20 protein-coding genes and 1 pseudogene are annotated in these 21512 nt (G+C 59.5%); 12 read left to right on the top strand and 9 right to left on the bottom strand.

What is annotated here, in order from left to right:
• Positions 1 to 424: 424 nt before the first annotated feature.
• From CFB17_RS12245 to CFB17_RS12220, 5 genes are all read right to left on the bottom strand, one after another.
• On the bottom strand, positions 425 to 1441 hold the full coding sequence (locus CFB17_RS12245) for an aldo/keto reductase (RefSeq protein ID WP_088561848.1): 1017 nt from the start codon (positions 1439 to 1441) through the stop codon (positions 425 to 427).
• A gap of 389 nt (positions 1442 to 1830) precedes the next feature.
• Positions 1831 to 3294 carry an FAD/NAD(P)-binding protein gene (locus CFB17_RS12235; RefSeq protein ID WP_088561846.1) on the bottom strand — a complete coding sequence of 488 codons (1464 nt, stop codon included), beginning with the start codon at positions 3292 to 3294 and terminating at the stop codon, positions 1831 to 1833.
• Positions 3295 to 3539: 245 nt separating this feature from the next.
• A complete protein-coding gene (locus CFB17_RS12230; protein ID WP_088561845.1) occupies positions 3540 to 3941 on the bottom strand; it encodes a TetR family transcriptional regulator C-terminal domain-containing protein in 402 nt (133 codons plus the stop codon).
• Positions 3923 to 4141 (bottom strand): substrate-binding domain-containing protein, encoded by a 219-nt coding sequence (locus CFB17_RS20080; RefSeq protein ID WP_088561844.1) that lies wholly within the window; start codon positions 4139 to 4141, stop codon positions 3923 to 3925. The genes CFB17_RS12230 and CFB17_RS20080 overlap by 19 nt, the downstream gene beginning before the upstream one ends.
• 818 nt (positions 4142 to 4959) lie before the next feature.
• Positions 4960 to 6276, bottom strand: coding sequence for an NAD(P)/FAD-dependent oxidoreductase (locus CFB17_RS12220; protein ID WP_407642414.1), 1317 nt, complete (start codon positions 6274 to 6276; stop codon positions 4960 to 4962).
• A 572-nt stretch (positions 6277 to 6848) separates the two neighbouring features.
• On the opposite strand from CFB17_RS12220, the gene cas6e reads away from it, so the two are divergent.
• The 6 genes from cas6e to CFB17_RS12190 all read left to right on the top strand — a co-directional run bounded on the left by cas6e (position 6849) and on the right by CFB17_RS12190 (position 12781).
• Positions 6849 to 7592, top strand: a complete 744-nt coding sequence (gene cas6e / locus CFB17_RS12215) for a type I-E CRISPR-associated protein Cas6/Cse3/CasE (protein ID WP_088561843.1) — start codon at positions 6849 to 6851, stop codon at positions 7590 to 7592.
• Positions 7593 to 8146: 554 nt separating this feature from the next.
• Complete coding sequence (locus tag CFB17_RS12210) at positions 8147 to 9100, top strand: BadF/BadG/BcrA/BcrD ATPase family protein (protein ID WP_088561842.1); 954 nt, start codon at positions 8147 to 8149, stop codon at positions 9098 to 9100.
• Positions 9097 to 9963 (top strand): amino acid ABC transporter permease, encoded by an 867-nt coding sequence (locus tag CFB17_RS12205; RefSeq protein ID WP_088561932.1) that lies wholly within the window; start codon positions 9097 to 9099, stop codon positions 9961 to 9963. The genes CFB17_RS12210 and CFB17_RS12205 overlap by 4 nt, the downstream gene beginning before the upstream one ends.
• Positions 9960 to 10748 (top strand): amino acid ABC transporter ATP-binding protein, encoded by a 789-nt coding sequence (locus CFB17_RS12200; RefSeq protein WP_207762048.1) that lies wholly within the window; start codon positions 9960 to 9962, stop codon positions 10746 to 10748. The genes CFB17_RS12205 and CFB17_RS12200 overlap by 4 nt, the downstream gene beginning before the upstream one ends.
• A 100-nt stretch (positions 10749 to 10848) precedes the next feature.
• Positions 10849 to 11706 carry an ABC transporter substrate-binding protein gene (locus CFB17_RS12195; RefSeq protein ID WP_207762047.1) on the top strand — a complete coding sequence of 286 codons (858 nt, stop codon included), beginning with the start codon at positions 10849 to 10851 and terminating at the stop codon, positions 11704 to 11706.
• Positions 11707 to 11773: 67 nt separating this feature from the next.
• Positions 11774 to 12781: an SIS domain-containing protein gene (locus CFB17_RS12190; RefSeq protein WP_088561930.1), complete on the top strand. Its 1008-nt coding sequence runs from the start codon at positions 11774 to 11776 to the stop codon at positions 12779 to 12781.
• A gap of 7 nt (positions 12782 to 12788) precedes the next feature.
• On the opposite strand, the gene CFB17_RS12185 is transcribed toward CFB17_RS12190, so the two are convergent.
• The 3 genes from CFB17_RS12185 to bla form a co-directional block, all read right to left on the bottom strand.
• On the bottom strand, positions 12789 to 13859 hold the full coding sequence (locus CFB17_RS12185) for an ROK family protein (RefSeq protein ID WP_243389875.1): 1071 nt from the start codon (positions 13857 to 13859) through the stop codon (positions 12789 to 12791).
• A gap of 238 nt (positions 13860 to 14097) precedes the next feature.
• Positions 14098 to 15279 carry an acyltransferase family protein gene (locus CFB17_RS12180; protein WP_088561839.1) on the bottom strand — a complete coding sequence of 394 codons (1182 nt, stop codon included), beginning with the start codon at positions 15277 to 15279 and terminating at the stop codon, positions 14098 to 14100.
• 6 nt (positions 15280 to 15285) lie between these two features.
• Positions 15286 to 16155: a class A beta-lactamase gene (bla, locus tag CFB17_RS12175; protein WP_088561838.1), complete on the bottom strand. Its 870-nt coding sequence runs from the start codon at positions 16153 to 16155 to the stop codon at positions 15286 to 15288.
• Between the two features lie 129 nt (positions 16156 to 16284).
• On the opposite strand from bla, the gene CFB17_RS12170 reads away from it, so the two are divergent.
• Complete coding sequence (locus CFB17_RS12170; RefSeq protein ID WP_088561837.1) at positions 16285 to 17172, top strand: LysR family transcriptional regulator; 888 nt, start codon at positions 16285 to 16287, stop codon at positions 17170 to 17172.
• A gap of 110 nt (positions 17173 to 17282) precedes the next feature.
• On the opposite strand, the gene CFB17_RS12165 is transcribed toward CFB17_RS12170, so the two are convergent.
• Positions 17283 to 18206: a LysR family transcriptional regulator gene (locus CFB17_RS12165; protein ID WP_088561836.1), complete on the bottom strand. Its 924-nt coding sequence runs from the start codon at positions 18204 to 18206 to the stop codon at positions 17283 to 17285.
• A 121-nt stretch (positions 18207 to 18327) separates the two neighbouring features.
• Between CFB17_RS12165 and CFB17_RS12160 the strand changes: the two genes are divergently transcribed.
• From CFB17_RS12160 to CFB17_RS12140, 5 genes and pseudogenes are all read left to right on the top strand, one after another.
• Complete coding sequence (locus tag CFB17_RS12160) at positions 18328 to 18873, top strand: carboxymuconolactone decarboxylase family protein (RefSeq protein WP_088561835.1); 546 nt, start codon at positions 18328 to 18330, stop codon at positions 18871 to 18873.
• 60 nt (positions 18874 to 18933) lie between these two features.
• Positions 18934 to 19566, top strand: coding sequence for a pyridoxamine 5'-phosphate oxidase family protein (locus tag CFB17_RS12155; protein ID WP_088561834.1), 633 nt, complete (start codon positions 18934 to 18936; stop codon positions 19564 to 19566).
• Entirely contained in the window at positions 19563 to 20033 is a 471-nt protein-coding gene (locus CFB17_RS12150) for a nuclear transport factor 2 family protein (protein WP_088561833.1), read from the top strand. The genes CFB17_RS12155 and CFB17_RS12150 overlap by 4 nt, the downstream gene beginning before the upstream one ends.
• 60 nt (positions 20034 to 20093) lie before the next feature.
• Positions 20094 to 20948, top strand: a complete 855-nt coding sequence (locus CFB17_RS12145) for an alpha/beta fold hydrolase (protein WP_088561832.1) — start codon at positions 20094 to 20096, stop codon at positions 20946 to 20948.
• Positions 20949 to 21105: 157 nt separating this feature from the next.
• Positions 21106 to 21267: pseudogene (locus CFB17_RS12140) on the top strand (catalase); the annotation flags it as partial.
• Positions 21268 to 21512 lie beyond the last annotated feature (245 nt).

The raw sequence follows: 21512 nt of genomic DNA, 5'->3' as shown, positions 1-21512 counted from the left end.
CGGTCGTCGGGCATTCCTGCCTGACTACGGCGCGTTTACACTGATCGGGACTTCGCCTTCGGCACTTTTTGAGTGACAATACGTTCGACTCGACGGTCGGTATTCAACGTCTTTACTAGATGAAAAACATTTAGCTAGGCGCGTCGTTCTCGAATGGGTCCGGCCGTGCCAATCTTGAGGTCGTGGCATTCCTCGAGCCAGTCGCGATAACGCCGGACCAGGCACGTCACGTGGCGATGTTTGAAAACTGGCGACCTGTGACCTGCCGGGAACCACATCATCTTGCCCGCCATCACACGATCGGTGCCGAGGCCCTCGGCTAATTTCGCCCGTATCTATCTTGCGGGTGGAGGGCACTACCCCTTTACCCCAGGCGGCCCGATCGTCCGAAGTCGCCTAGGTTAAAGGGGCAGGTCAGGCAGGCTCAACGCGAGGAGCGGGTGATGCGACCCAGGCTTGGATGGCTGGGATCGTTGTAGCCCGGCGTCGACGGATGGCCGCTGGTGACGAGCTCGTCCACAAAGGCCTCATCAGCCTCGCTGAAGCGGTAATCCAGCGCCGCCACGTAATCGTCCCAGTGTTCCTCCGTGCGCGGCCCGGTGATGGCGCTGGTCACGAATCTGCTGTTGAGGACCCAGGCCAGCGCAAACCGCGCGGCCGTGGTGCCACGCTCCTCGGCATAGCGCTTCAGTCTCTGGGCAAGGCGCAGTGATTCCGGCCGCCATTCCGTCTCGTGAATGCGCCGGTCGTTGCGGCCGGCCCGGGTATCGCTGGCAGGGGCCGCGTCGGGATCGTATTTGCCGGTCAGGACGCCACGCGCCAAGGGGCTATAAGGGACGACGGCCAGACCGTAATGCGCGCAGGCAGTCAGGTGCTCGACCTCGGGCTGGCGATTGAAGGCATTGTAGCATGGCTGGCTGGCGATTGGCCGGTCGATGCCGGCCTGGTCGGCCAGATGGCTGATCTCGGCTACCGTCCAGGCCCTGAAATTGGAGACGCCGAAATAGCGGATCTTCCCGGCGCGGACGAGATCGGCAAGCGCGTTGACCGTCTCCGAGAGGGCCGTCTGCCGATCCTCGCGGTGGAGATAGTAGATATCGATATAGTCGGTTCCCAGGCGCTGCAGGCTGGCCTCGACTTGGCGATGGATCCATTTGCGCGAGCTGCCGCCCTTGTTGAGGCCCCCTCGTGGAGAGGCCACCTTGGTCGCCAGGATCCAGTCGTCTCGATCGGCCTTGATCGCGCGGCCGACCACGCGCTCCGATTCGCCGTCATTATATCCGTCTGCGGTATCGATGAAATTGAAGCCCTGTTCCTTTGCCTTGGCGATGATGCGATGCGATGTCGCCTCGTCGGTAGCGCCACCGAACATCATGGCGCCCAGACACAAAGGCGCCACTTTGAGGCCGCTGCGGCCGAGATTGCGATAATCGAGGGTCATGCTTCGTCTCCAAAGGACAAGAAGAGCGGCCGGGCAAGTTGCCACAACAAGCCCGCCAGTCAGGAGCATAGTGACAGGCGCTTTCACGGCCCATGGTCAAGAAAGCGCGGCGATGGCAGATGCGGGCCAGATTTCGTATGCAGTCCAAGAATTGGCAGGCGATCGGCTGATCGAGGCCGAGCCGGGCCCGCAGCGCCGCCAGGGACTGTGCGGTCGCGCCGTCCTCGATGACTATGAGCTTGGCCCAATGATATGGAGCGCGCTGAATCGGTGCAAAATGCCCCAAGATGGCGCCATGCAAGTTCGGCAATCTCTGTTAGAGCGCGCGTCGGAGATAGCGGCCGATCCGAGAACCCGGCCGACGGCCAATCTCCTTGCGGCCCTGATGCTCATGCAACGACAATGACATTGTCCGCGAGTTCGACGCCATCCTCCTTGGTATCGGCTCTTGCCGCCAGGCGATCGGCTAATCCGACGACTTGGGATAATAGCTCGCTGACACCGTTCGACTCCCAATGGACGCCCCGAACCGGCGCTCCCACGGCGAAAAGCCAGGACTGCGGTCTGGCTTTCGCATCCAATACCCTGAGGTCGGGATGGACATCCAAGCCGAAGGAGAAGGGACCAGGCCTGATATGGCCGCTTGCCAGCAAATTCTGCACGAAGGGCCGGTTCGTCGCTCGCAGGAGATCATGCTGCGCGCCGGTGCAGTTGATCAGTCCATCGACGGTTAGAATTTGTACATGATCGCCGCCGCGGGGTTTGAACGCGACGCCCAGGCGCCCGTCTTTTCTGGCCGCCGTCCGCTGGATGCGGCCTGCCTTAATCTCAAGACGGCCCTGGGCGGCTAGCGCATCCAAGAGGCGACTTGCCGGCGGCGGAAGTCGATGCTGCGACATTTCCCAGATCCGCCGCAAATGCCTGAGGAACTGCTGTTTGTCCTTTGCGGTTGCACTCCGCCAAAGGTCGGGCAATTGCGCCCGGATCACCGGGACAACGCTTTGCCAGTCGCCGCCATTGCACTTTAGATCGCGCAGGACCGCGCGCACCTGCCGCCATAACTTTGTAAGTGAAGTCGGCAGATCGGCGGGATCCAGGAACGAGGGAAGGACTGCCGGCGACCGACGCTCGAAAGCTCTGATGCCTCGGCGCGAAATGGCAAGGTAGCGGCCGCGATAACCCTTTGCCTCCAGCGTTGCTATGGCATCCGCCATCGTAAGACCTGTCCCGGCCAAGAGAACTAGGGAACCGCCCGCCAATGTCGAATAATCATCCTCGCGCCAGGGGTCGCCCAGATAACCTGGCTGTCCGTGCGGCAGATCCTTGGCGAAATCTGGCCGCCCCGGCGTGGCACCGAAGGCGAGAACCAGTTGATCCGCGACGATGGCCCGCCCGTCTGACAAGTGGACGATCGTCCCGTTGGCGCGCCGCGTAATATGCGCCGCCGCGGCGCGTACATGCCGGACCAGCACGGCTGGGGCGCACTGTTCGGCCACAACATTCAGTTGCGCTTCGATGTAGCGCCCGAAGATCCAACGAGGCGTGAATACCTGCCCCTCATGCCGCCACGCGTCGACGTCTAGGCCGCGTTCGCTCGCGTACGCTTCCAGCCAGCGCGACAAATGATGGGGATCTTCCGGCTCGATCGAACTCAAGGTGCTCGGAGCGTTCATGAAATGATCAGGCACTGTCGTCGAATAGGCCAGGCCGCTTCCCAGCCGGGCGCGAGGCTCAACGATCTTGATATCCAGGCTTTCCTTGGCGCGCCGAGCCAAATGGATCGCAAGGACGGCACCGCTGAAACCGCCGCCAACGATCACGATCCGCCGCCGTCGCCGTAACTGTTGCTGCATCGTCGTTCTCCTCTACGCGGAACTCAGCTGCCTTCAACGCATGTCGTCGAGCCGACCCCTAGCCCTGGGCCGTCCAAGACAGATGAGATCGGTAAATCTATAAAACCTATAGAGTCAATGGACAATGCAGAACATTGACATGCCGGACAGCTTGTAGCGATGCGGGAAGCCGCGAAAGATAGTGTGGCCGGCGAGGTGGACGTGACGCGGGACGGGTCGGGTAGGAACCTTGGTCGGCTCAGCCCTCACGGCTGCTGGCGTGCCAGTTCCTCGGCGGCCAGCCTGGCAAGAGCAGTGAGTTCCGCCCTGCCGGCGCCGTCGCGCGCCTGAATCGACATGCCTTGAATGATGGCACCGACGAAGCGGGCGAGGGTGAGAGGATCGGCGTCGGCCTTTATCTCGCCCTCCATCCTTGCCCGCGCCAGTCGAGCCTGGATACGGGCAATCGTCGCCTCGCGCCGCTCGGCGACCATCCGGGCGAGGGGATCGTTCTCGACCGCGCAGCCAAGAACGGCGGTCGAGATCATGCAGCCGGGCGGATGGTCGGGGTCACTGAACAGCGCCGCCTGCGTCTCCAGCCACGTCGACAGCGTGTCGAGCGGGTCGGGACGAGACAGCATCTCGTCCGTCAGCGTCGAGAAGGCCACATCATACCATCCCAGCGCCGCCCGATAGAGGCCGACCTTCGAACCAAAGGCCGCATAGAGGCCGTTTGGAAACCCTCATAAGGCACGCGGATCGTGCTTAGCCGCGGCGCGAGATAGGCATTGAGCGGATTGCCGTCAAAGCCGAGTAAGCGGATGTCTCTAGGAACCGACAGGCCAAGCGCTTGGCAACGCTTGTAGATGCCGCAGGCATATCAGCGCAACAGGATAGATTTAATGGAAAGATATATGCGATTTTCTGGAACGAATAAATTCATATCTCAATATTTTATGGCAATAAATATTAATAATCTTTCTGATGACGGCGCACCCCGTATGGGTCCAAAGATCACTATCAGGATTCGGCAGGAATAATTGGGACCGAGCCATTCAAGACGAGGACTGTTCGGAGTTGGGTCGACAACGCCGATATTGTGCAATTATCTATCGAGAGTTTCATAGATCTAACGCGAGAACTGTCAAGAATACCCTTGGCGCTGTCAGCTGTTCAACCAAGTTTTCGGTCGCATGGCGCCCTCGTCTTGGAAGGCGGCCACACCAGAGCCCGATGCTCTTTTGTCCATCGGCCGCCAGGTGGGCGTGGCGTGGCGTGCCGTAAAGCGAAGTTCGGCTGGATGGATCGTCAACAAAGTGCCAACGTTGTCGATGATTTCGAGCTTGTTGCCACCCGAGACACATGCTCGGGTCTAGACTAGCCTGAAAAACAGCTCCTGGAGCGCGGCAACCTGCATGGCGAAGCTGGCATAGCTGTTCATCCCTGATGAGGGACGCTTACATAGACGAAGCGCCGCTGCTCTCCCGCTTGATCCGATATTGCCGGCGAGGCGGGGGCTTGATGCGGGAATAGACGGCCGCCGGGCGTACTTAGCCTACGGTCTCTCCAAGGCGAGAAGCCGATCTGCCGCGTGGCAGAGGCCGCCGCAACCGAAAGTCAGACGATACCAGCATCAAGCCGCCCGTGCGGCGGACGAAAAGAAAATGAGATCAGGCTGCACGCGCTTCAGTTCAAGCGTATTGACGCTCGCACGTGCGCGTTCAGGCGATCTACCAGCCACAGCAGACTGCCGCGCCAGAACCCGTAAAGCATCGCTTGATGGCTTCGGTAGAGCATGACATGGCTCAGTTGGGCCAAGCGGCCACGGATGGTAACCCCCTTGAACATACCGAACTGACCCAGCGAACCGTAGGCATCGTAGTCGCCAAGCGACACCAGTGAGCCGAAATCGCGGTAGACGAAATCGGGGATGGCCTCACCGCGCTGCATGGCACCTGGCAGGTAGCGGATCAGGTGCCGGGCCTGTTGATGGGCAACCTGGGCCGTGGGCGGCAGTGGCCGTTCGGCACCGGGCAGCGTGAGGCTTGCACAATCACCCACCGCATAGATGTTGGGATCCAGGGTGGTCCGCAGCGACGGCAGAATCACCAATTGGTTGCCGCGTGTCGTTTCCAGGCCATCAAGATGGGCAAGGAAATCCGGCGCCTTCACTCCCGCCGCCCAGACCTTCAGGGACGCCTCCACCTGCTGGCCGTTGCTGAGGACGAAGCTATCGGCAGTCGCCGCGCTGACCCGGGTGTCAGTCATCACCCGGATACCCAATGCTTCGAGCCGCGCGCGCGTGGCAGCAGAAATATCCTGCGGAAACGCCGCCAGTAGCCGTGGCCCGCTTTCGATCAAGATGATCTTTATTCGCTCAGCCAGCCCTTGCGCACCGTAGGCGACAGAAGCTGCGACCAGCTGTACCAACTCCGCCGCGAGTTCCACTCCTGTCGCTCCGCCCCCTACGATGGCGATCGATAGTTCACCCTCCTGCGCCTGGCACTGAAGCATGCGGATGCGCAGTTCGTGGTTGAAGGCCTTGGCCTGCTGACGGGAGTCAATCATACGGCAATGGTCTACCACGCCTGGCGTACCGAAGTCGTTCGCGTGGCTACCAACCGCGATGATCAGTGTGTCATATGCCAGCCGCCTTTCAGGGACCAGCAGGCGGCCGTCCGGTGCATGCAGGGGAGCTATTAGTACCTCCTGCCTGGCCCGGTCTAGGCCGCTCAGTTCGCCCGGCTGATAAGCAAAACCGGCATCACGTGCCTGAGCAATGTACGGAGTCTGCTGCTGGGAAATATCGGTCGTCCCGGCCGCAATGGTGTGCAGCATGGGCTTCCACACATGTGCGAAATCGCGGTCGATGAGCGTGATCGTGGAGTTTCCGGGGGCACGACCGCGCTGTCGGCGCCAGCGTCGTCCCAGCGTGGTGGCGATCTCCAGGCCCGCTACCCCGCCGCCCACGACAACGACCCGCTGTTGCTGCTCTTTGCTCACCACGTCCAGAAATTCCTCGATAAATTGCTGCTTGGGGACTGCCGGCGGCCTCACGGGCCACCAGAAGATGAACCAAGCCCACAAAGTGGGGATCTCATTTCGATAAGACTATAAAGCACGGACATCGCCTTTAGGGCCATTCGTCGCCTATCTGGAACCCAATGGGTGAGGAAATAAAGAGAATTCCACTAAGCACATCTCGTACTTTTTGTCGGGCGCCTACTTCGCGTAGCGATTCATAGATTATCTCATCGGATCTCCCGTTTTTTCATTATAGAATGGGCTCACTCTCAAGTAATTTCTATAATTACTTAGCTTTTCAAGAACTAAATAATCAATAATAGCACCCGTCCGGTTATCTATGCACTCCCATGAGCTTACGGCCTCCTTCCGACTGGTTAAGATAGTGCGCGAAATCGGGTTGCAAGACCTGTTCACGTCCTCGGAGCGCCCAGATTTCGTCGGCGTCAAAAGGTTCGACGGTTTAACGACGGGAAAAGGTGTGGCACTGGTCGTTCTCTGGATGCATGCACCCTTGATTATACACCCGCCCCGTCCAGCGGAGCGTTGCCATGACGATGGCTTATCTCAGTCGCGTGCGGTTGCGCCGTGATGGGGCACTCTCCGCCCTGGGGCCCCTGCTCATGCCGGACGATCCGCATGCCCGCACCGGAACCGCCCACCGGCTGGTCTGGACGCTCTTTGCCGACACGGCGGATCGCCGGAGGGATTTTCTCTGGCGCGAGGAGGGCACGGGCCAGGCCGGCTTTCTCGTCCTGTCGGCCAGGCCCCCGCTCGATCCGCACGGTCTTTTCGAGCCGCTGGAGACCAAGCAATGGTCGCCAGTCCTTCGCGCCGGCGACCAGCTCTCATTTTCCCTGCGTGCCAATCCCGTCCGCCGCCTGCGCCACGACCCGGAAAGAAAGGGGCCCGGAAAGACTCAGCGCTACCATGACGTCGTCATGCACGCACTCTCTTCCCCGGCCGACGGCGCTTTCGCGGGAAGCAGGTCGGAACGTCGCGAGGTTGCGATTCGCAGTGCAGGTCTGGCCTGGCTCGAGCGCCAAGGTGAGACGGCGGTCTTCACGCTGCTCGATCCGGAGGCGAGCCTGCGCATCGATGGTTATGAGCAGATCCGCGTTCCGCGTGGTCCGGCCTCGAGCCCAATTAGGTTCTCCATGCTGGAATTCGATGGCAAGCTGCGCGTCGACGATCCTTCGCGCTTTTTGCGCCGCCTCCATGCCGGCTTCGGCAAGGCCAGGGCCTGGGGCTGCGGCCTGATGCTCATCCGCCGCGCCAGGAGCAACGGTCGGTGAGCGTGCTTCCGGGCATGGCGCCCCCTCGGCCCATCCCGCTCAAGGATCGCTCCTCGCTGGTCTTTATCGAAAGGGGCCAGATCGACGTTCAAGATGGCACCTTCGTCGTCATCGATAGCCAGGGGGTGCTGAGCCTCTCGGCAGCGCAACCGTTGAGGAGGGTTGCCGAAGATGTTCGTCACCCAAAATGTCCCGCTTTGCCTACGCTGTCGTATCGCCGTCTGGCTGCCGGAGCTTCGCGCGGGCGGCGCAATCAGTCGTGTTGCGCCCTGATGCGAAAAATCCTACGCGAGCTTCTGGCCATCTCTGTTTTGCGCCTCGGCCATGCTCGTTCAAATTCGGTCACATGGCCTAGCTGGCGTCGGCCGTCCGCAGCCATCACCCTCCTCGGCTGCACATGCCAGAAAGGATCTCCTCGACGTTTCGCAACGCTCCAGGAATCGCCCCGTTCCACGCTCGCGCATGCCCGCTCGGATGGGCTGCAACGACCGGCCAAGTACTGCTTGCGTCTTCCATATAGTTAGGTAAGTTGCCTAACAAACGGAAGCTGGTACATGATTGTCGGAATAGATATTGGCGGCACGAAAACCCAGCTCATCGCCGAGCGCGATGGCAGCGCGGTCGGCGATGCGTTAGTGGCCACGGCCGAATGGCGCGGACGGGCCGATCACGACGCAGACGTCAACGCGCTTGTCTCGCTGCTCGTTACGACCGCCGGAGCGATGCCGGTAGTCACTGTCGTCGGCGCCCATGGTTGCGACAGCGATGAGGATCGACTGGAGCTGCAAACAAAGCTTGCCTCCCGCCTGCGTGGCACGGTCCTGGTTCTCAACGATTCCGAACTTCTCCTGCCTGCGGCAGGCAAAGAGAGCGGCATTTCGGTCATCAGCGGCACAGGCTCGATCGCCGTGGCGCGCGATGCATTGCGAAGAATGATCGCATCGGGGGGATGGGGCTGGTACCTGGGCGACGAAGGCAGCGCCAGCGGACTGGTGCGCGAGGCCGCGCGCGCCGTGCGCCTTACGCTTGATCAGGGAGGCACGCTCGATGCCCTCGGCCAGAACCTGATGGAGGCTCTGGCCATCTCGTCTCCCATCGAACTCGGTCGAACGCTTGGCGAGATCGGCACGGCCGCCGGTATTGGCCGGCTCGCTCCGCTCGTCTTTTACGCCGCGGATGCAGGCTCGAAGCCGGCGCAGAAGGTTATCGCCGATGCGGGCGTGGCGCTTTCGGCGCTCGTTGAGCAACTGGTGCGTCGTGGCGCGCCGCGCGGTCACGTCGTGACCGGCGGTGGCGTTATAGCCCGGCAGCCACGCCTTCTTGCTGCATTCCAAACCGCCCTGGCAAATCGCCTGCCGGATGTGACGCTGACATTGCTGCGCGAACAGCCCGTTGTGGGAGCGATGGCGCTGGCGCGCAAGCTCAGCGCCGGCACTCTGCCCGCAACTTTTCCACTGCCGCATGTCGATGGCGAGTTGAAGACCGCGCGTGATTGGAGAGCCGCATGACGACCCCAAAAATCATCCCAGCGCGAAACTGGGGACAGCGTGCAGTGGCGTTGTTGCTCATTATTATCGTCGCCTTGCTGGTGTCTCTGGTGGCGACCAGCCGGCACATCATCTGGTCGGCCATACCGCAGTATATTTTCGATGAAACGATCCTCGACGGGATCAAGTTGACGATCCTTTTCACCGTCTTGTCGATGGTCATAAGCATCATCGCCGGGGCGATCCTGGCGATGATGCGGCTTTCTCCAAACCCCGTGCTTTCCGCCTTCGCAAGCCTCTACATCTGGTTCTTTCGTGGCACGCCGCTACTGGTTCAGATTATTTTCTGGTTCAATATTCAGCTGTTCATACCGAGTATTGATATCGGTTCGTTTCACGTCGATACTAATTCGATCATCACGGCCTTCATCGCAGCGCTTCTTGCCCTCAGTCTCAACGAGGCGGCCTACATGGCCGAAATCATTCGCGGCGGGCTGATGGCGGTGGACAGCGGTCAGCACGAAGCCGCCAAAGCCCTCGGCTATACGCCGGGCCAGGCCATGCTCCGCATCATTTTCCCTCAGGCGCTTCGCGTCATCATCCCGCCGATCGGCAATCAGACGATCTCGATGCTGAAGACGACCTCGCTGGTCTCGATCGTTGCGGCTCAGGACCTGCTGACACGGGCACAAAACATCTACGCGCGCAACTTTTTGATTATCGAACTACTGATCGTCGCAAGCATCTGGTACCTCGTCATGACGACGATCGCCTCCGCCATTCAGTTCATCGTCGAGCAGCGACTTGGCAAGTCAACGAACCAGACGCCCGGATTCGTGACGAACGCCCTGCGGCTGATGCGCGCCGAAGGGAGAAACGGATGAGCATTCCCAATATTTCGCCCGCGGCTTCACCTATCGTGGAGGCGGTGGATGTTCACAAGTCTTTCGGCTCGCTCGATGTGCTCAAGGGCATCAATCTCGCGGTCAGCAAGGGCGAGGTCGTATGCTTGCTTGGTCCGTCGGGAAGCGGCAAGTCAACATTTCTGAGATGTATCAACCATTTGGAGCGCATGACCAGAGGTCGAATTTTCGTCGATAGCCGGTTGATCGGCTATCACGAGCGGGGCGATGCGTTGTATGAAATGAGCAGCAAGGATCTTGCCGCCCAGCGCCGCGACATCGGCATGGTCTTTCAGCGCTTCAATCTTTTTGCCCATCAAGATGTCCTGACCAATATTTCGCAGCCGCCGATCCTGAATCGCGGCACGCCTCGCGCCGAGGCGCTCGACCGCGCAAGAGAGCTGCTCAAGATGGTGGATCTGGAGGGGCGAGGCAGCGCCTATCCCTATCAGCTTTCCGGCGGTCAACAGCAGCGCGTGGCGATTGCCCGCGCACTGGCGATGAATCCAAAGCTAATGCTCTTTGACGAGCCGACATCGGCGCTCGACCCCGAACTTGTCGGCGAGGTGCTGAACGTCATGCGCAAGCTGGCAGCCGATGGAATGACCATGATCGTGGTGACCCACGAGCTGTCCTTTGCGCGTGAAGTCGCCGATCGCATCATTTTCATGGATCAGGGTGTGGTGGTCGAGGAAGGCCCTGCTCGCGAGCTTCTCGACAACCCCAGACAGCAACGAACCCAGGCATTTCTAAGACGCATGCACTGACCGGCAGGCAGGCATCGAAATGAGGCCGCACGTCCTTCACGTGCATCAGGAGAAAAAGGGATTACCGATGACGGGAAAGATCAATCTGACGATCATCCTGGTGGCCGCAGCTGCGCTGGCAAGCTCTACCGCATGGGCGGCGGGCGTTGACCAGAAGTTGCATGATATGCTGCCGGAAAAGATCAAATCGGCGGGTGAAATCAAAGTCGGCACTGAGCCGCAAACGCCACCATACGATTTTTACGGCGAGGACAACAAGACGATCATCGGTCTTGAGCGTGAGCTTCGCGACGAAATGGGTACGCGCCTTGGCGTGAAGTTTACCGACATTCCCGCTCAATTCGCGAGCATCATTCCCGGCATCCAGGCCGGTCGTTTCGACATGGGCATGTCGGGTCTCGGCGATTTTGCCGAGCGCGAGAAGATTGTCGATGTCGTCAACTACATGCTCGAAGGCACCAGCATTCTAGTTCTGGAAGGCAATCCGAAGGACATACACAAGCTCAAAGACGCTTGCGGGTTGAATGCTGGCGCGGTTCAGGGCTCCATCCCGCTCCAGCTTCTCGACAAGCAGAAGACGCTTTGCCCGGCCGACAAGCCGCTCAACGTCATGCAGTTCCCCTCAAACGATCAGATTACGATTGCATTGCAGAGCGGGCGCGTGGACCTCTCCATGGATACGACGGGCGTTGCAGCCTACAGCCTTCAGCACCAGCCCGAAGGCAGCAAGAAGCTCGAACTCGTCAAAGGCAGCCAATATGCCGTCGGCTATCAGTCAATGCTAGTCGGCAAGGACAACCCGCAATTGCGCGATGTCCTGGCAGCCACCATGCAGTCGATGATCGATGACGGCTCTTACGCCAAGATCTTCGAAAAATGGGGTCTCGGCGAGAACAAGCTGGACAAAGTCACCGTCAACGATGCTGCGCGTTTCGCCGATTACATGAAGTTGGATTGAAACCGGCAATTCCCTGGCAACCGCGATCTGCGCGGCCGCTTTTTTTACAAAAAATAAAGGAATGATCATGTCGGACAAATTGCCTTATCGCGAAGCGATCGCGCTCCAGCCCGAAGCCCTGAAATCCTGCCTCGAAGCCGTTTCAAGGCGGCTTGAAGCCCTTGACGTTGCGCCTATCGCGAAAGGCCCTGCGATCCTGGTTGGCATCGGCGCCAGCCTCTACGCGGCCATCGTGGCCGCGGCTCAGATGCGTGCGCAAGGCATTCGGGCCTTCGCGTTGCCGGGCACGGATCTCTATGATGCATCGATCGATGCCGGCGGAGCCTATATCGCCTTTTCCGCATCCGGACGCAGCGAAGAACCGGCGCGTGCGATGGAGCTTCGCCCGAATGCAGAATCTTACGGTGTCGCCAAAGCAGATGGCACGCCGATTTCCCGTGTCGTCAAGCACATGATCGCGACCGGGAGTGGCAACGACAGTGGTCCGAACACGACGAGCTATCTGGGCTCGCTGCTAACCGCGGCGCTCCTTGCCGACAAGGCCGGACGCCCATCAGCCACGAAATGGGCCGAGATATCGGGTCGAGCCGAAGCCGTCTTGAAGACGACGCGTGCACAGGCAGAGAAGGCCGCCAAGCTATTTGCCGGCAAGAAGTCGATCGATTGCGTGGGTGCAGGCACGGCCTACGGGACAGCCGGCTATGCAGCACTTCTCATTCGCGAAGCAGCGCGTGTGGCAGCCCAGGACTGGGATACGCTGAACTTTCTGCACGGTCCGATGGAGCCGAACGATCAAGACAGCGGCGTATTGCTGTTCGGTCACGGGCGGGAAGTCAAGCTGGCGCAGGATCTCGCTGGCTTTGGCATTCCCACCGTTCTGGTAACATCGAGAGCCGATATCGCAGACGCCGACAATCTGGTCGTCATCCATGTTCCGGCCTTTTCCGAAGGCATCGGCGACGCAATCCTGCAGGCTATGCCGGCGCAGTTGCTCATTGCCACGCTTTCGGAAGACGCCGGACTGCCAGTCTGCGAATTCCGCTACCGGCAGACCGACACCAAGCGGGACGTTTGAGCAGCGGCTAAACGCTGATCCGATCCACGGTCAGCGCTTCCGGATAGAGGAAAGCGGGCTTTCCTTCCTCTCCTAAAAGCCTTGCCATGGCGAAATCCATGGCAAGGCGCACGGCGCCGAGAACGGTCGCCTGGTCGGCCAACTGGCCATTGACGACTTCGACGGCCCAACACAATTCATTCACGACGCGCCTCACACTCGGCAGCAGCTGCGGATTTTGCCCGACACCGCCACCAAGTACGATCAGTTCCGGATCCAACACGCTTACACAAGCAGCGGCCAGGTTTCCGATGTCTCGGGCATGTTGTTCGACAATGGTGCGCGCAGCCAGAGACTGCTCGACGCGCGCAAAGAGATCGCTGGTGCTTCCTGGCGGCGCTCCGTCCTTCTTCGGCCAGCTCATGGCCGCGCGCTCCAGCAAAGCCGCCGAGCCCATATAGGTTTCCACCTGCTGCCACTTCGGCTGCTCTCGCTCCGACCAGGGAAATGGCAGATGGCCGATTTCGCCGGCGCCTCCCTTGAAGCCGCGGAACAGCCGCCCATCGAGTACGATGCCCATGCCGGTCTTCACGCCGATCTGCATATAGATCGCGAAGGAGTGATGCTTTGCAGCTCCTTCGTGATACTCGGCGAGAGCGGCGCAATTGACGTTATTTTCTAAGAGTATAGGTGCGCCGTAGGTGGATTGCAGCCGTGCCAGTATGGGTAGCAGTATATCGCGGCCGAACATTCTCTCGAGCGAGGCGGAGATGATGTTGGGAAGAGCGATAACCAAAGCACGCAGTGGTGTCGATCGCGCTTCGGACTGCGAGAGCAACTGCTTGATAATCTCTTCGACCAGCTGAAACCGTTCGGCGGCGGACTTATCCACCAGCTGCATTCCTACCGTGGCCAGCGTTGCGCCATCGAGACCGCGCGCGATCGCGTTGACATGCGTCGTCCCGCAATCGATCCCGACAACGAAGCCGGCCCTGGGGCCAAGGCCGTAGGTGACCGAGCTGCGCCCGACCGAGCCGCGATTGACGCCTACAGGTGCCAGAAGATCATAACGTTCGAGCTCGCTGACCGCCGCGGACATTGTGGGCTTGGAGAACATCAGAGCAGCGCTCAATTGTGGTCTGGTGGCAGGCCCGTTGCTGGCGATCGTCCGCAGGACCGCCCGCGCGCTTTCTGTCAGCGGCGGTGCGTCAATTTCGGCCTGTTGCCATGCATTATTCAAAAGACACCCGGCGCAATCGTCATTCGTAAAGCCCCCTTACCATTGCCACCGCCGGAAAAACAGGGTGCTCCTATCCTATCGCGAAAGCCTGAAAGCGTTAATGTGGTCCTCGTGCCCACCAACACGACGCCGGTTCCTCAGTCGGCACAGAACTTTCGCCAGCCCTTGCAGGCCTCCACAACAAGCGGCGAAGAAAGAAGTTTAAGGGCTCGGCATAGAACCGTGCGATGACATGGCTGAAGGCTGCAGAGAGCAAGAGGAAGGCAGATAGCAAGAGCAGCTTCTCGGCACCCCCCACAGCATGAGGAACCAAAATGCTCCGCATGGCTCCCAGAAAAAGTAAGTGAAGAAGGTATAGTTCGTAGCTATGCCTCCCGAACCACCGCAGGCCAGCGCCAGCCCGCCCTTGAGATACCTCGCCGTGTCCGTGATGCGCACCGATGAGCAGCAGGGCCGTCCCCAAGGCCATTACCGTCACACCGAGAATATTCGTCTCGCTAATGGGATAAGAGAGGTAAAGGAACGCCATGAGGATCAAGGTCAGGATCTGAACCGGCCAGCTGGCGAGAAGGGGCATCGGCCGCTTGCCGGCCAGCAATGCCGTACAGCAGCCAATGGCAATTCCGTCGAAACACGCGAAATAAGAATAGAGGAAGTCGCCTTCATCGCCCTGGTGCGCCGCACGATAGAGGGGGCCGACAACAATGATCACGGCCCAGAAAGCGATCAATCGCGATGGGCGGCGCAGTAGCACGCAGAGCAGAGGGAACGTTAGATAGAAGACTTCCTCGACTGACAAGGACCATAGCACGCCTAGCGGATAGTTGACCCAGCCGTAGAGGCCAATCAGGACATTCATCCAGAAGGTCAGGGATGCGAGGTTCACGACCCAAAGCGAGACCAGCGTTCCCTGTGGAGCGTGGTTTTGGAAAATGGCAATGCCGCTCAACGCGAGTATATCGGCGACACCAAGCAGCAGAAGAAGGCAAGGAACAATGCGCGCGATGCGCAATACATAGAAGCCACGCAGATCCATGCGCGCAAAATCAGGCCAACGCCGGTTTGCATTCGACGTAATGAGATAGCCCGAGATAACGAAAAACATCGTCACGCCGTAATTGCCGTTTCGGACGACGGCTCTCACGGCATCCCAGCTTATCAGCTGTGCCAACGGCGTATCGTTCAGACGATACGCGATGTTGAAGTGATGCAGCAGCACAAGAAGTATCGAGATACCCCGGATCAGGTCGATCCGGGGGTTGCGATGACCGGTGCTCATAGTGGCTTAACCGTTTGCCCAGGCGACAAATGCGGACCCAACATCGCGGATGACCGCCTCGCGATCGGCTGTGCTCCTATGCGGGTCATCGTAGTATGTCGCTATCAGCAGAGGTGCACGACCGGGCGGACGCACAATGGCATAGTCGTTCGATTCTTCGGTCACATTCTCACCTGGCCTGTCGCCAATAGACCAGCTTGCAGGCAAGGACGCGCGGATGCGCCTGACGCCGGGCTTACACGCAATCATACCGGATTCAAGGCGCGCCCGAGAGGCTGGCGTGAGCACGTTTCCGATGAGTATTTGGTAAGCCGATCCAATGATCGCGCGCGGCGAAGTGGTGTCGAGCGCCCCATCGTACTGGTTCGACTTCGGCTCGTAGCGATCAGAGCGCGTGACAGTGTCCCCGATACCCCGCAAGAACTGCGTGAGCGCCGCAGGCCCGCCAGCGCTACGCATGAGCAGGATGGCGGCGGTATTGTCGCTATACACCAGCATGGCCTCAAGAAGGTCCTCCACTGACATCTGGCCTTTTGCGACATTGGTCTTGGTGATAGGCGACGTAAAAATCAGGTCCTGCTCGCTATAGGTGACTCGGCGCTGCAGGCTTTCCTTACCCTGGTCCACCCTCGCCAAGATCAGCGCGCCGAGCAGACCCTTGAAAGTGCTGCACATAAGAAACCGTTCGTCGGAGCGATGTGCGAGCGCTCGGTTCGACCCGGTGTCAACGGCAAAAACTCCCAGCCGGCCGCCATGGCGCTGCTCGATCGCGGCAATCGCTGGATCACTCTGAGCCCATGCAGGGCCTACGATTATAGCTCCTGAGGCAATCGACAACCCGGCAATCATCGCCCGGCGAGACAAAAAGATCGACATTCGTATGCGCCCAAAAAGTTATTTAGCTACAAACGTTTAGCGGTGAAACTCGGTGCCTCGTTTACCCGGCTTGTGTCCTGATAGGGAAGAAACTATTTTCTATGAACCCTATTAGAATAAGTTTTTCTTATGCGGTTACCCTCCATCAAGCAGTTTCGGGCGTTCCTTCTCGTGGCAGAGACAGGAAGCGTCTCCGTCGCGGCGCGCTCGTTAGGTTTGACGCAGCCGGCTGTCAGCCAGCAGTTGCGGGAGCTGGAGCGAACGCTATCCGTACGCCTGTTTGAGCGAGCGAATGGGAGATCAATCCCGACCGCGGCGGGCCAGTCGCTCGTGGAACCGGCGCGCCGCGCCTTGGCAGCTGCGGAGGATGCCGTGGTGCTCGCGGCTGAGACCAGGCAGGGGGATTCGGGCCAGATCAGGATCGGTTCCGGAGCGACCGGGTGCATCCACCTCCTGCCGTCGGTCCTGGGCGCCGTAAAGAGGGCGATGCCGCGTCTGTCGCTCAAGGTGACCATCGGAGACACAGCAGATCTTGTGCCACAGGTCCAAGCCGGCGATCTCGACATCGGCCTGATGACGCTGCCCAGGGGCACCGTTCCTTCGTTGACCTACATACCGCTATTTTCTGAACCGCTGATGGCGATGTTACCGGAGCGGGCAGGCACATACCCTAAGGGAATTATGCCGCAGCAACTTGCGCAGCTCCCATTTATCGCCTACCGCGCCGCCGGCGATACGCGCACGATCACGGATGCTTGGTTTCACGCGTCGGAGGTGGCGGTCACACCCATCATGGAGTTGGGCAGTTTCGAAGCAATCAAAGTACTGGTTGGCGCCGGGCTCGGAGCTGCGATCGTCCCAAAATTGGCACTCCTTACTCCAACACCAGGAGCAGTATCGCATAACCTGAATCCGCCTCTCTCAAGAACAGTCGGCTACGTCGTCCGGGATGACAAGATTGTGGATCGAGGATTTCGGCTCCTGATTCGGCATCTGGAGGCGTTTCCTGTTCCATAAAAGGTTTGCGCGCATAACGATCTGCATATCAGCTCAATACAGCAGCGGTAGATTGGTCCTGAGAGCGTTCCGAATTTATGAGTTTACGACCTAGTGTCGGTAAGTATTGCCTACATAGGCTGAATGGAATTAATTCTGCTGAGAACCTGCTTGAGGCGCGGCGCGGCAAAATCAAGGAACCGACGCATTTTCAACGGCATCTGTCCACGCGATACGTGAACAAGATGAACTGGGGCGGGCTCTGGCTCATATGTCTCAAGAATGATTTGCAGTTCACCACGTTCGACCGCTTCAGCTGCTTGGTAATGCAGTAACCGGACAACGCCGACATTGCCCACTGCAGCCTGAGCCGCAGCTTCCGTCGTCGTTACGGTCAGGCGCGGCACTATTCCAATGTGAATCGCGGCGCCTGATCGTGGATTCCGGAAACGCCAAATTGGTGAAGGCATGGGCGTGTCCACGGCCACGCATGGAATAAGTTGTAAATCATCGGGGGTCTGCGGCGTACCACGACCGGCAAGGAGAGCCGGGCTGGCGCATGTCACTGTACGCATCACGCCTATCTGTGTTGCCACCATCGAACTGTCTGGCAAGTTCCCGATTCGTACGGCCATGTCCACGTGGTCGCCGATGAGATCCACGTTGCGATCGGCCAGCATGAGCCGGATATTGATTTCGGGAAATGTCGCCAGGAAGTCGGTGACAACCGGTAGGACATGCAGGCGCCCGAACATAAGGGACGCGGTCACGACCAACTCGCCCTTGGGCACAATAAACTCACCGGCCGCTTCGCGCTCGGCCACTTCGACCTCCTCGAGGATACGGCGCGCCGCTGCAACATAGCCGATGCCCGCGTCCGTCAGTGTGAGCTTGCGTGTTGTACGAACGAGCAGCCGTGTGCCTAGTAGAGCTTCGAGGTCGGAAATCTTACGGCTGAGAGTGGCCAACGGGACCTGCAAAGCGCGTCCTGCCGCAGACAGACTGCCTTTCTCTGTTACGGCTACCAGCATCGACATAGCTTCCAGACGGTCGATTTCATTCTTCCAAATAATGGCAAGGAGATTCCTGATATTATCAGATTATCAACCAAGATGGAAAGACGCATGATTCTCCTTACCGAGCCAATCCCGGCTCATGACCCGGAACGAGAACAGCATGTCCCGTCTCTCTATCCTCGCCCTCGACGTCGCCCCGGAAGCCTCGAAGCCGGTTCTTGATGCCGTGCACAAGCAGCTCGGCGTCGTCCCCAACATGTATCGCCTGCTCGCGCAGAGCCCAACCACGTTGCAGGGCTTCACGTCTAATGGTGCCGCACTAACCAAGACGCTCGACGTGAAGACCCGCGAGCGGATCGCGCTGGCCGTCGCCCAAGTGAATGGCTGCGACTACTGCCTGTCGGCCCACACATATCTCGGCCTTAACCTCGCCAGGATCAGCCCGGAAGAAATCGCGCTGAATCGCAAGGGCGCATCAAGCGACGTCAAGGCCAACGCGGCCGTTCAGTTTGCCGCCAAGGTCGTACGCGAACGTGGTCACGTCACTGATGCCGATATCAAGGCTGTACGCGACGCTGGCTACAGCGACTGTCAGATTGTGGAGATCGTTGCCGTCACCGCGGAAAACGTCTTCACTAATCTGCTCAATCTGGTCGCGGAGACCGACATCGACTTTCCGGTCGTCCACGCCGCAGAAGGCGCATGATACCAATCGGGCAGGGGGCCAGCGCCCTATTTGCTGTTATTTCATCAGCGGAGACCCATCATGTCCTATGGGTTTCTCGAGATTGCCGTGACCCCCAGCGTCCGGGCTGCACAGGCCAGGATGGGCGTCGATCACTTCTGGAAGGGCTTTAACGGGCATCGCGAGTTCGATCGATTCACCGATGACGAGAGAGCGTTCATTGCGACCCGCGACAGCTTCTACATGGCGACGGTTTCCGAAACCGGCTGGCCGTACGTGCAGCACCGCGGTGGACCAACAGGGTTTCTCAAGCTGGTCGACAATCGCACGCTTGCTTTTGCCGACTATCGCGGCAACCGCCAGTATATCAGTACTGGCAACGTCGCAGCGGATGATCGCGCCTGCCTGTTCCTTATGGACTACGCGCAACGTGCGCGGCTCAAGATTTATGTCCACGTCGAAACTCTGGCGCTCGACACAGACCCAGCGCTGACCGAGCTTGTCACCGTAGCGGACTACCAAGCGAAGCTAGAACGTGTCTTCCGGCTGCGCCTCGAAAACTTCGACTGGAATTGCTCACAGCACATCACACCGCGCTTCACCGAGCAGGAAGTCCACGAGGCGGTACGTCCGCTTCGTGATCGTCTGGCCCAACTCGAATCCGAGAATGCAGAGCTACGTGCTCGCCGCGCCAACAATGGAGATCCCACATGAGTACCCAGCGTCCTCCCTTGCCACCGTTCACGGTGGAAACTGCGGTCGAAAAAGTTCGTCTGGCCGAAGACGGCTGGAACAGTCGCGATCCTGAAAAGGTCGCGCTCGCCTACACCGTCGATAGCTACTGGCGAAATCGCGCCGAGTTCGTGCAGGGGCGCGAAGCGATCATCGATTTTCTAAAGCGCAAATGGCAGCGCGAGCTTGATTACCGACTCATCAAAGAGCTGTGGGGATTCCGCGAGAACCGCATCGCGGTCCGTTTTGCCTACGAGTGGCACGACGATAGCGGCAACTGGTTCCGCTCCTATGGCAATGAGAATTGGGAGTTCGACGAGAATGGTCTGATGCGTCGTCGCTTCGCGTCCATCAACGATGTGCCGATTCAAGAGTCGGACCGCCGCTATCATTGGTCCTTGGGTCGCCGCCCGGACGATCACCCAGGGCTCAGCGAGCTCGGCTTTTAATCATTCCCCGCGTCCATCATCCCGACCGCCGTTGGCGCCAGGCACGCAAGGAGCACGACCATGACCCACACATCCTACCGCACAGCCGACGTTGACGGCTTCGAGGTCTTTTACCGCGAAGCCGGCGACCCAGCCAAACCACCCCTGCTGCTGCTGCACGGTTATCCCTCGTCCAGCCATATGTTCCGCGACCTGATCCCGCTGCTGGCTGATCGCTTCCACCTGGTCGCGCCGGACCTGCCGGGCTTCGGCTTGACGGCGCAGCCCTCACGCAGGCAATTCACCTACACCTTCGACAATCTTGCCAAGGTAATCGATCGTTTCACCGAGGTCATCGGACTCGATCAATTCGCCATCTACATCTTCGACTATGGCGCACCGACCGGCCTGCGTATCGCAATGGCTCATCCCGAGCGCGTAACCGCGATCATCACGCAAAACGGCAATGCCTATAAGGAAGGGCTGAGCGACGGATGGAATCCGATCGAGCGCTACTGGCGTGACCCAAGCGACGAAAATCGGCAGGCGCTGCGCAAGATGCTTACGCCGGAATCCATCCGCTGGCAGTATGACCACGGCGTTCCCGATATCACCAGAGTTTCGCCTGACGGATACACGCTCGATTCCTGGTACATGGGGCGTCCTGGGGCAGATGAGATTCAGCTCGATCTGTTCCTCGATTATGCGAACAACGTCGCTCTCTATCCCGCCTTCCAAGCCTATTTCCGCGAACACCAACCTAAGTTGCTGGCAATCTGGGGCGACAAGGACCCGTTTTTCCTTCCGCCAGGTGCCGAGGCTTACAAGCGCGACCTGCCGAATGCCCAGGTTCGCTTCCTCAACACGGGTCACTTCGCGCTGGAGACGCACGCCGAGGAAATTGCGGCCACGATCGCCGAATTCCTGGAGAGTTGATACGCCCTTAAATGGTTTTTTGCCAGCAACCGCTTGAAGCGATCGATCTGAAACGGAACACAATTAGTCGAACAAGAAGCTCGCCACAGCTATCGTCGATAACTTTAAAATCATGAAAGCGGGACTGGGCGGCCTCACGTTCCTGTAGGACATCTAGCGCTGGATGCATACCAATCCAACCGGCGCCTTCGACACCTTCACCGTTACGAACGGCATAACGCGCTATACCAAGGTGGCGATCTTCTTTGACGCCGGAAAGCAGAAGCCAATGTTCTCGCGGTTTTCAACCGCCGCCGGCGAGAAAGGTTTAGCGCGAGCCTGAATCGAGATGCAGGCATTGGACACGCGACCAACTCGCTTGGTCCTAGCAGGCGAAACGGTGCCGATGTTATGCTCACGCGGTCAAATAAGGCGGAGCCTCGCTGTAAAGCTTAAGTCGCCATCTCTAAGTCTAAGCGGGACTCGACGCCGATCTCATGGCTCGGGCACCCGGACCCGCCATGTCGCCCAACTAGGGCGCGACCGCCAGCATGCTTTCTCGTAGCTCAATGCCACGGGCGTGCG

The organism is Arboricoccus pini, from assembly GCF_900187945.1.
GTDB lineage: Bacteria > Pseudomonadota > Alphaproteobacteria > Geminicoccales > Geminicoccaceae > Arboricoccus > Arboricoccus pini.
This window is presented reverse-complemented; position numbering and strand designations above follow the sequence as displayed.

Coding starts and splice junctions, on each gene's coding strand:
- CFB17_RS12245 (WP_088561848.1), bottom strand. CDS start 1,441: ATGACCCTCGATTATCGCAATCTCGGCCGCAGCGGCCTCAAAGTGGCG.
- CFB17_RS12235 (WP_088561846.1), bottom strand. CDS start 3,294: ATGCAGCAACAGTTACGGCGACGGCGGCGGATCGTGATCGTTGGCGGC.
- cas6e (WP_088561843.1), top strand. CDS start 6,849: ATGACGATGGCTTATCTCAGTCGCGTGCGGTTGCGCCGTGATGGGGCA.
- CFB17_RS12210 (WP_088561842.1), top strand. CDS start 8,147: ATGATTGTCGGAATAGATATTGGCGGCACGAAAACCCAGCTCATCGCC.
- CFB17_RS12205 (WP_088561932.1), top strand. CDS start 9,097: ATGACGACCCCAAAAATCATCCCAGCGCGAAACTGGGGACAGCGTGCA.
- CFB17_RS12200 (WP_207762048.1), top strand. CDS start 9,960: ATGAGCATTCCCAATATTTCGCCCGCGGCTTCACCTATCGTGGAGGCG.
- CFB17_RS12190 (WP_088561930.1), top strand. CDS start 11,774: ATGTCGGACAAATTGCCTTATCGCGAAGCGATCGCGCTCCAGCCCGAA.
- CFB17_RS12185 (WP_243389875.1), bottom strand. CDS start 13,859: ATGTCCGCGGCGGTCAGCGAGCTCGAACGTTATGATCTTCTGGCACCT.
- CFB17_RS12180 (WP_088561839.1), bottom strand. CDS start 15,279: ATGAGCACCGGTCATCGCAACCCCCGGATCGACCTGATCCGGGGTATC.
- bla (WP_088561838.1), bottom strand. CDS start 16,155: ATGTCGATCTTTTTGTCTCGCCGGGCGATGATTGCCGGGTTGTCGATT.
- CFB17_RS12170 (WP_088561837.1), top strand. CDS start 16,285: ATGCGGTTACCCTCCATCAAGCAGTTTCGGGCGTTCCTTCTCGTGGCA.
- CFB17_RS12160 (WP_088561835.1), top strand. CDS start 18,328: ATGTCCCGTCTCTCTATCCTCGCCCTCGACGTCGCCCCGGAAGCCTCG.
- CFB17_RS12155 (WP_088561834.1), top strand. CDS start 18,934: ATGTCCTATGGGTTTCTCGAGATTGCCGTGACCCCCAGCGTCCGGGCT.
- CFB17_RS12150 (WP_088561833.1), top strand. CDS start 19,563: ATGAGTACCCAGCGTCCTCCCTTGCCACCGTTCACGGTGGAAACTGCG.
- CFB17_RS12145 (WP_088561832.1), top strand. CDS start 20,094: ATGACCCACACATCCTACCGCACAGCCGACGTTGACGGCTTCGAGGTC.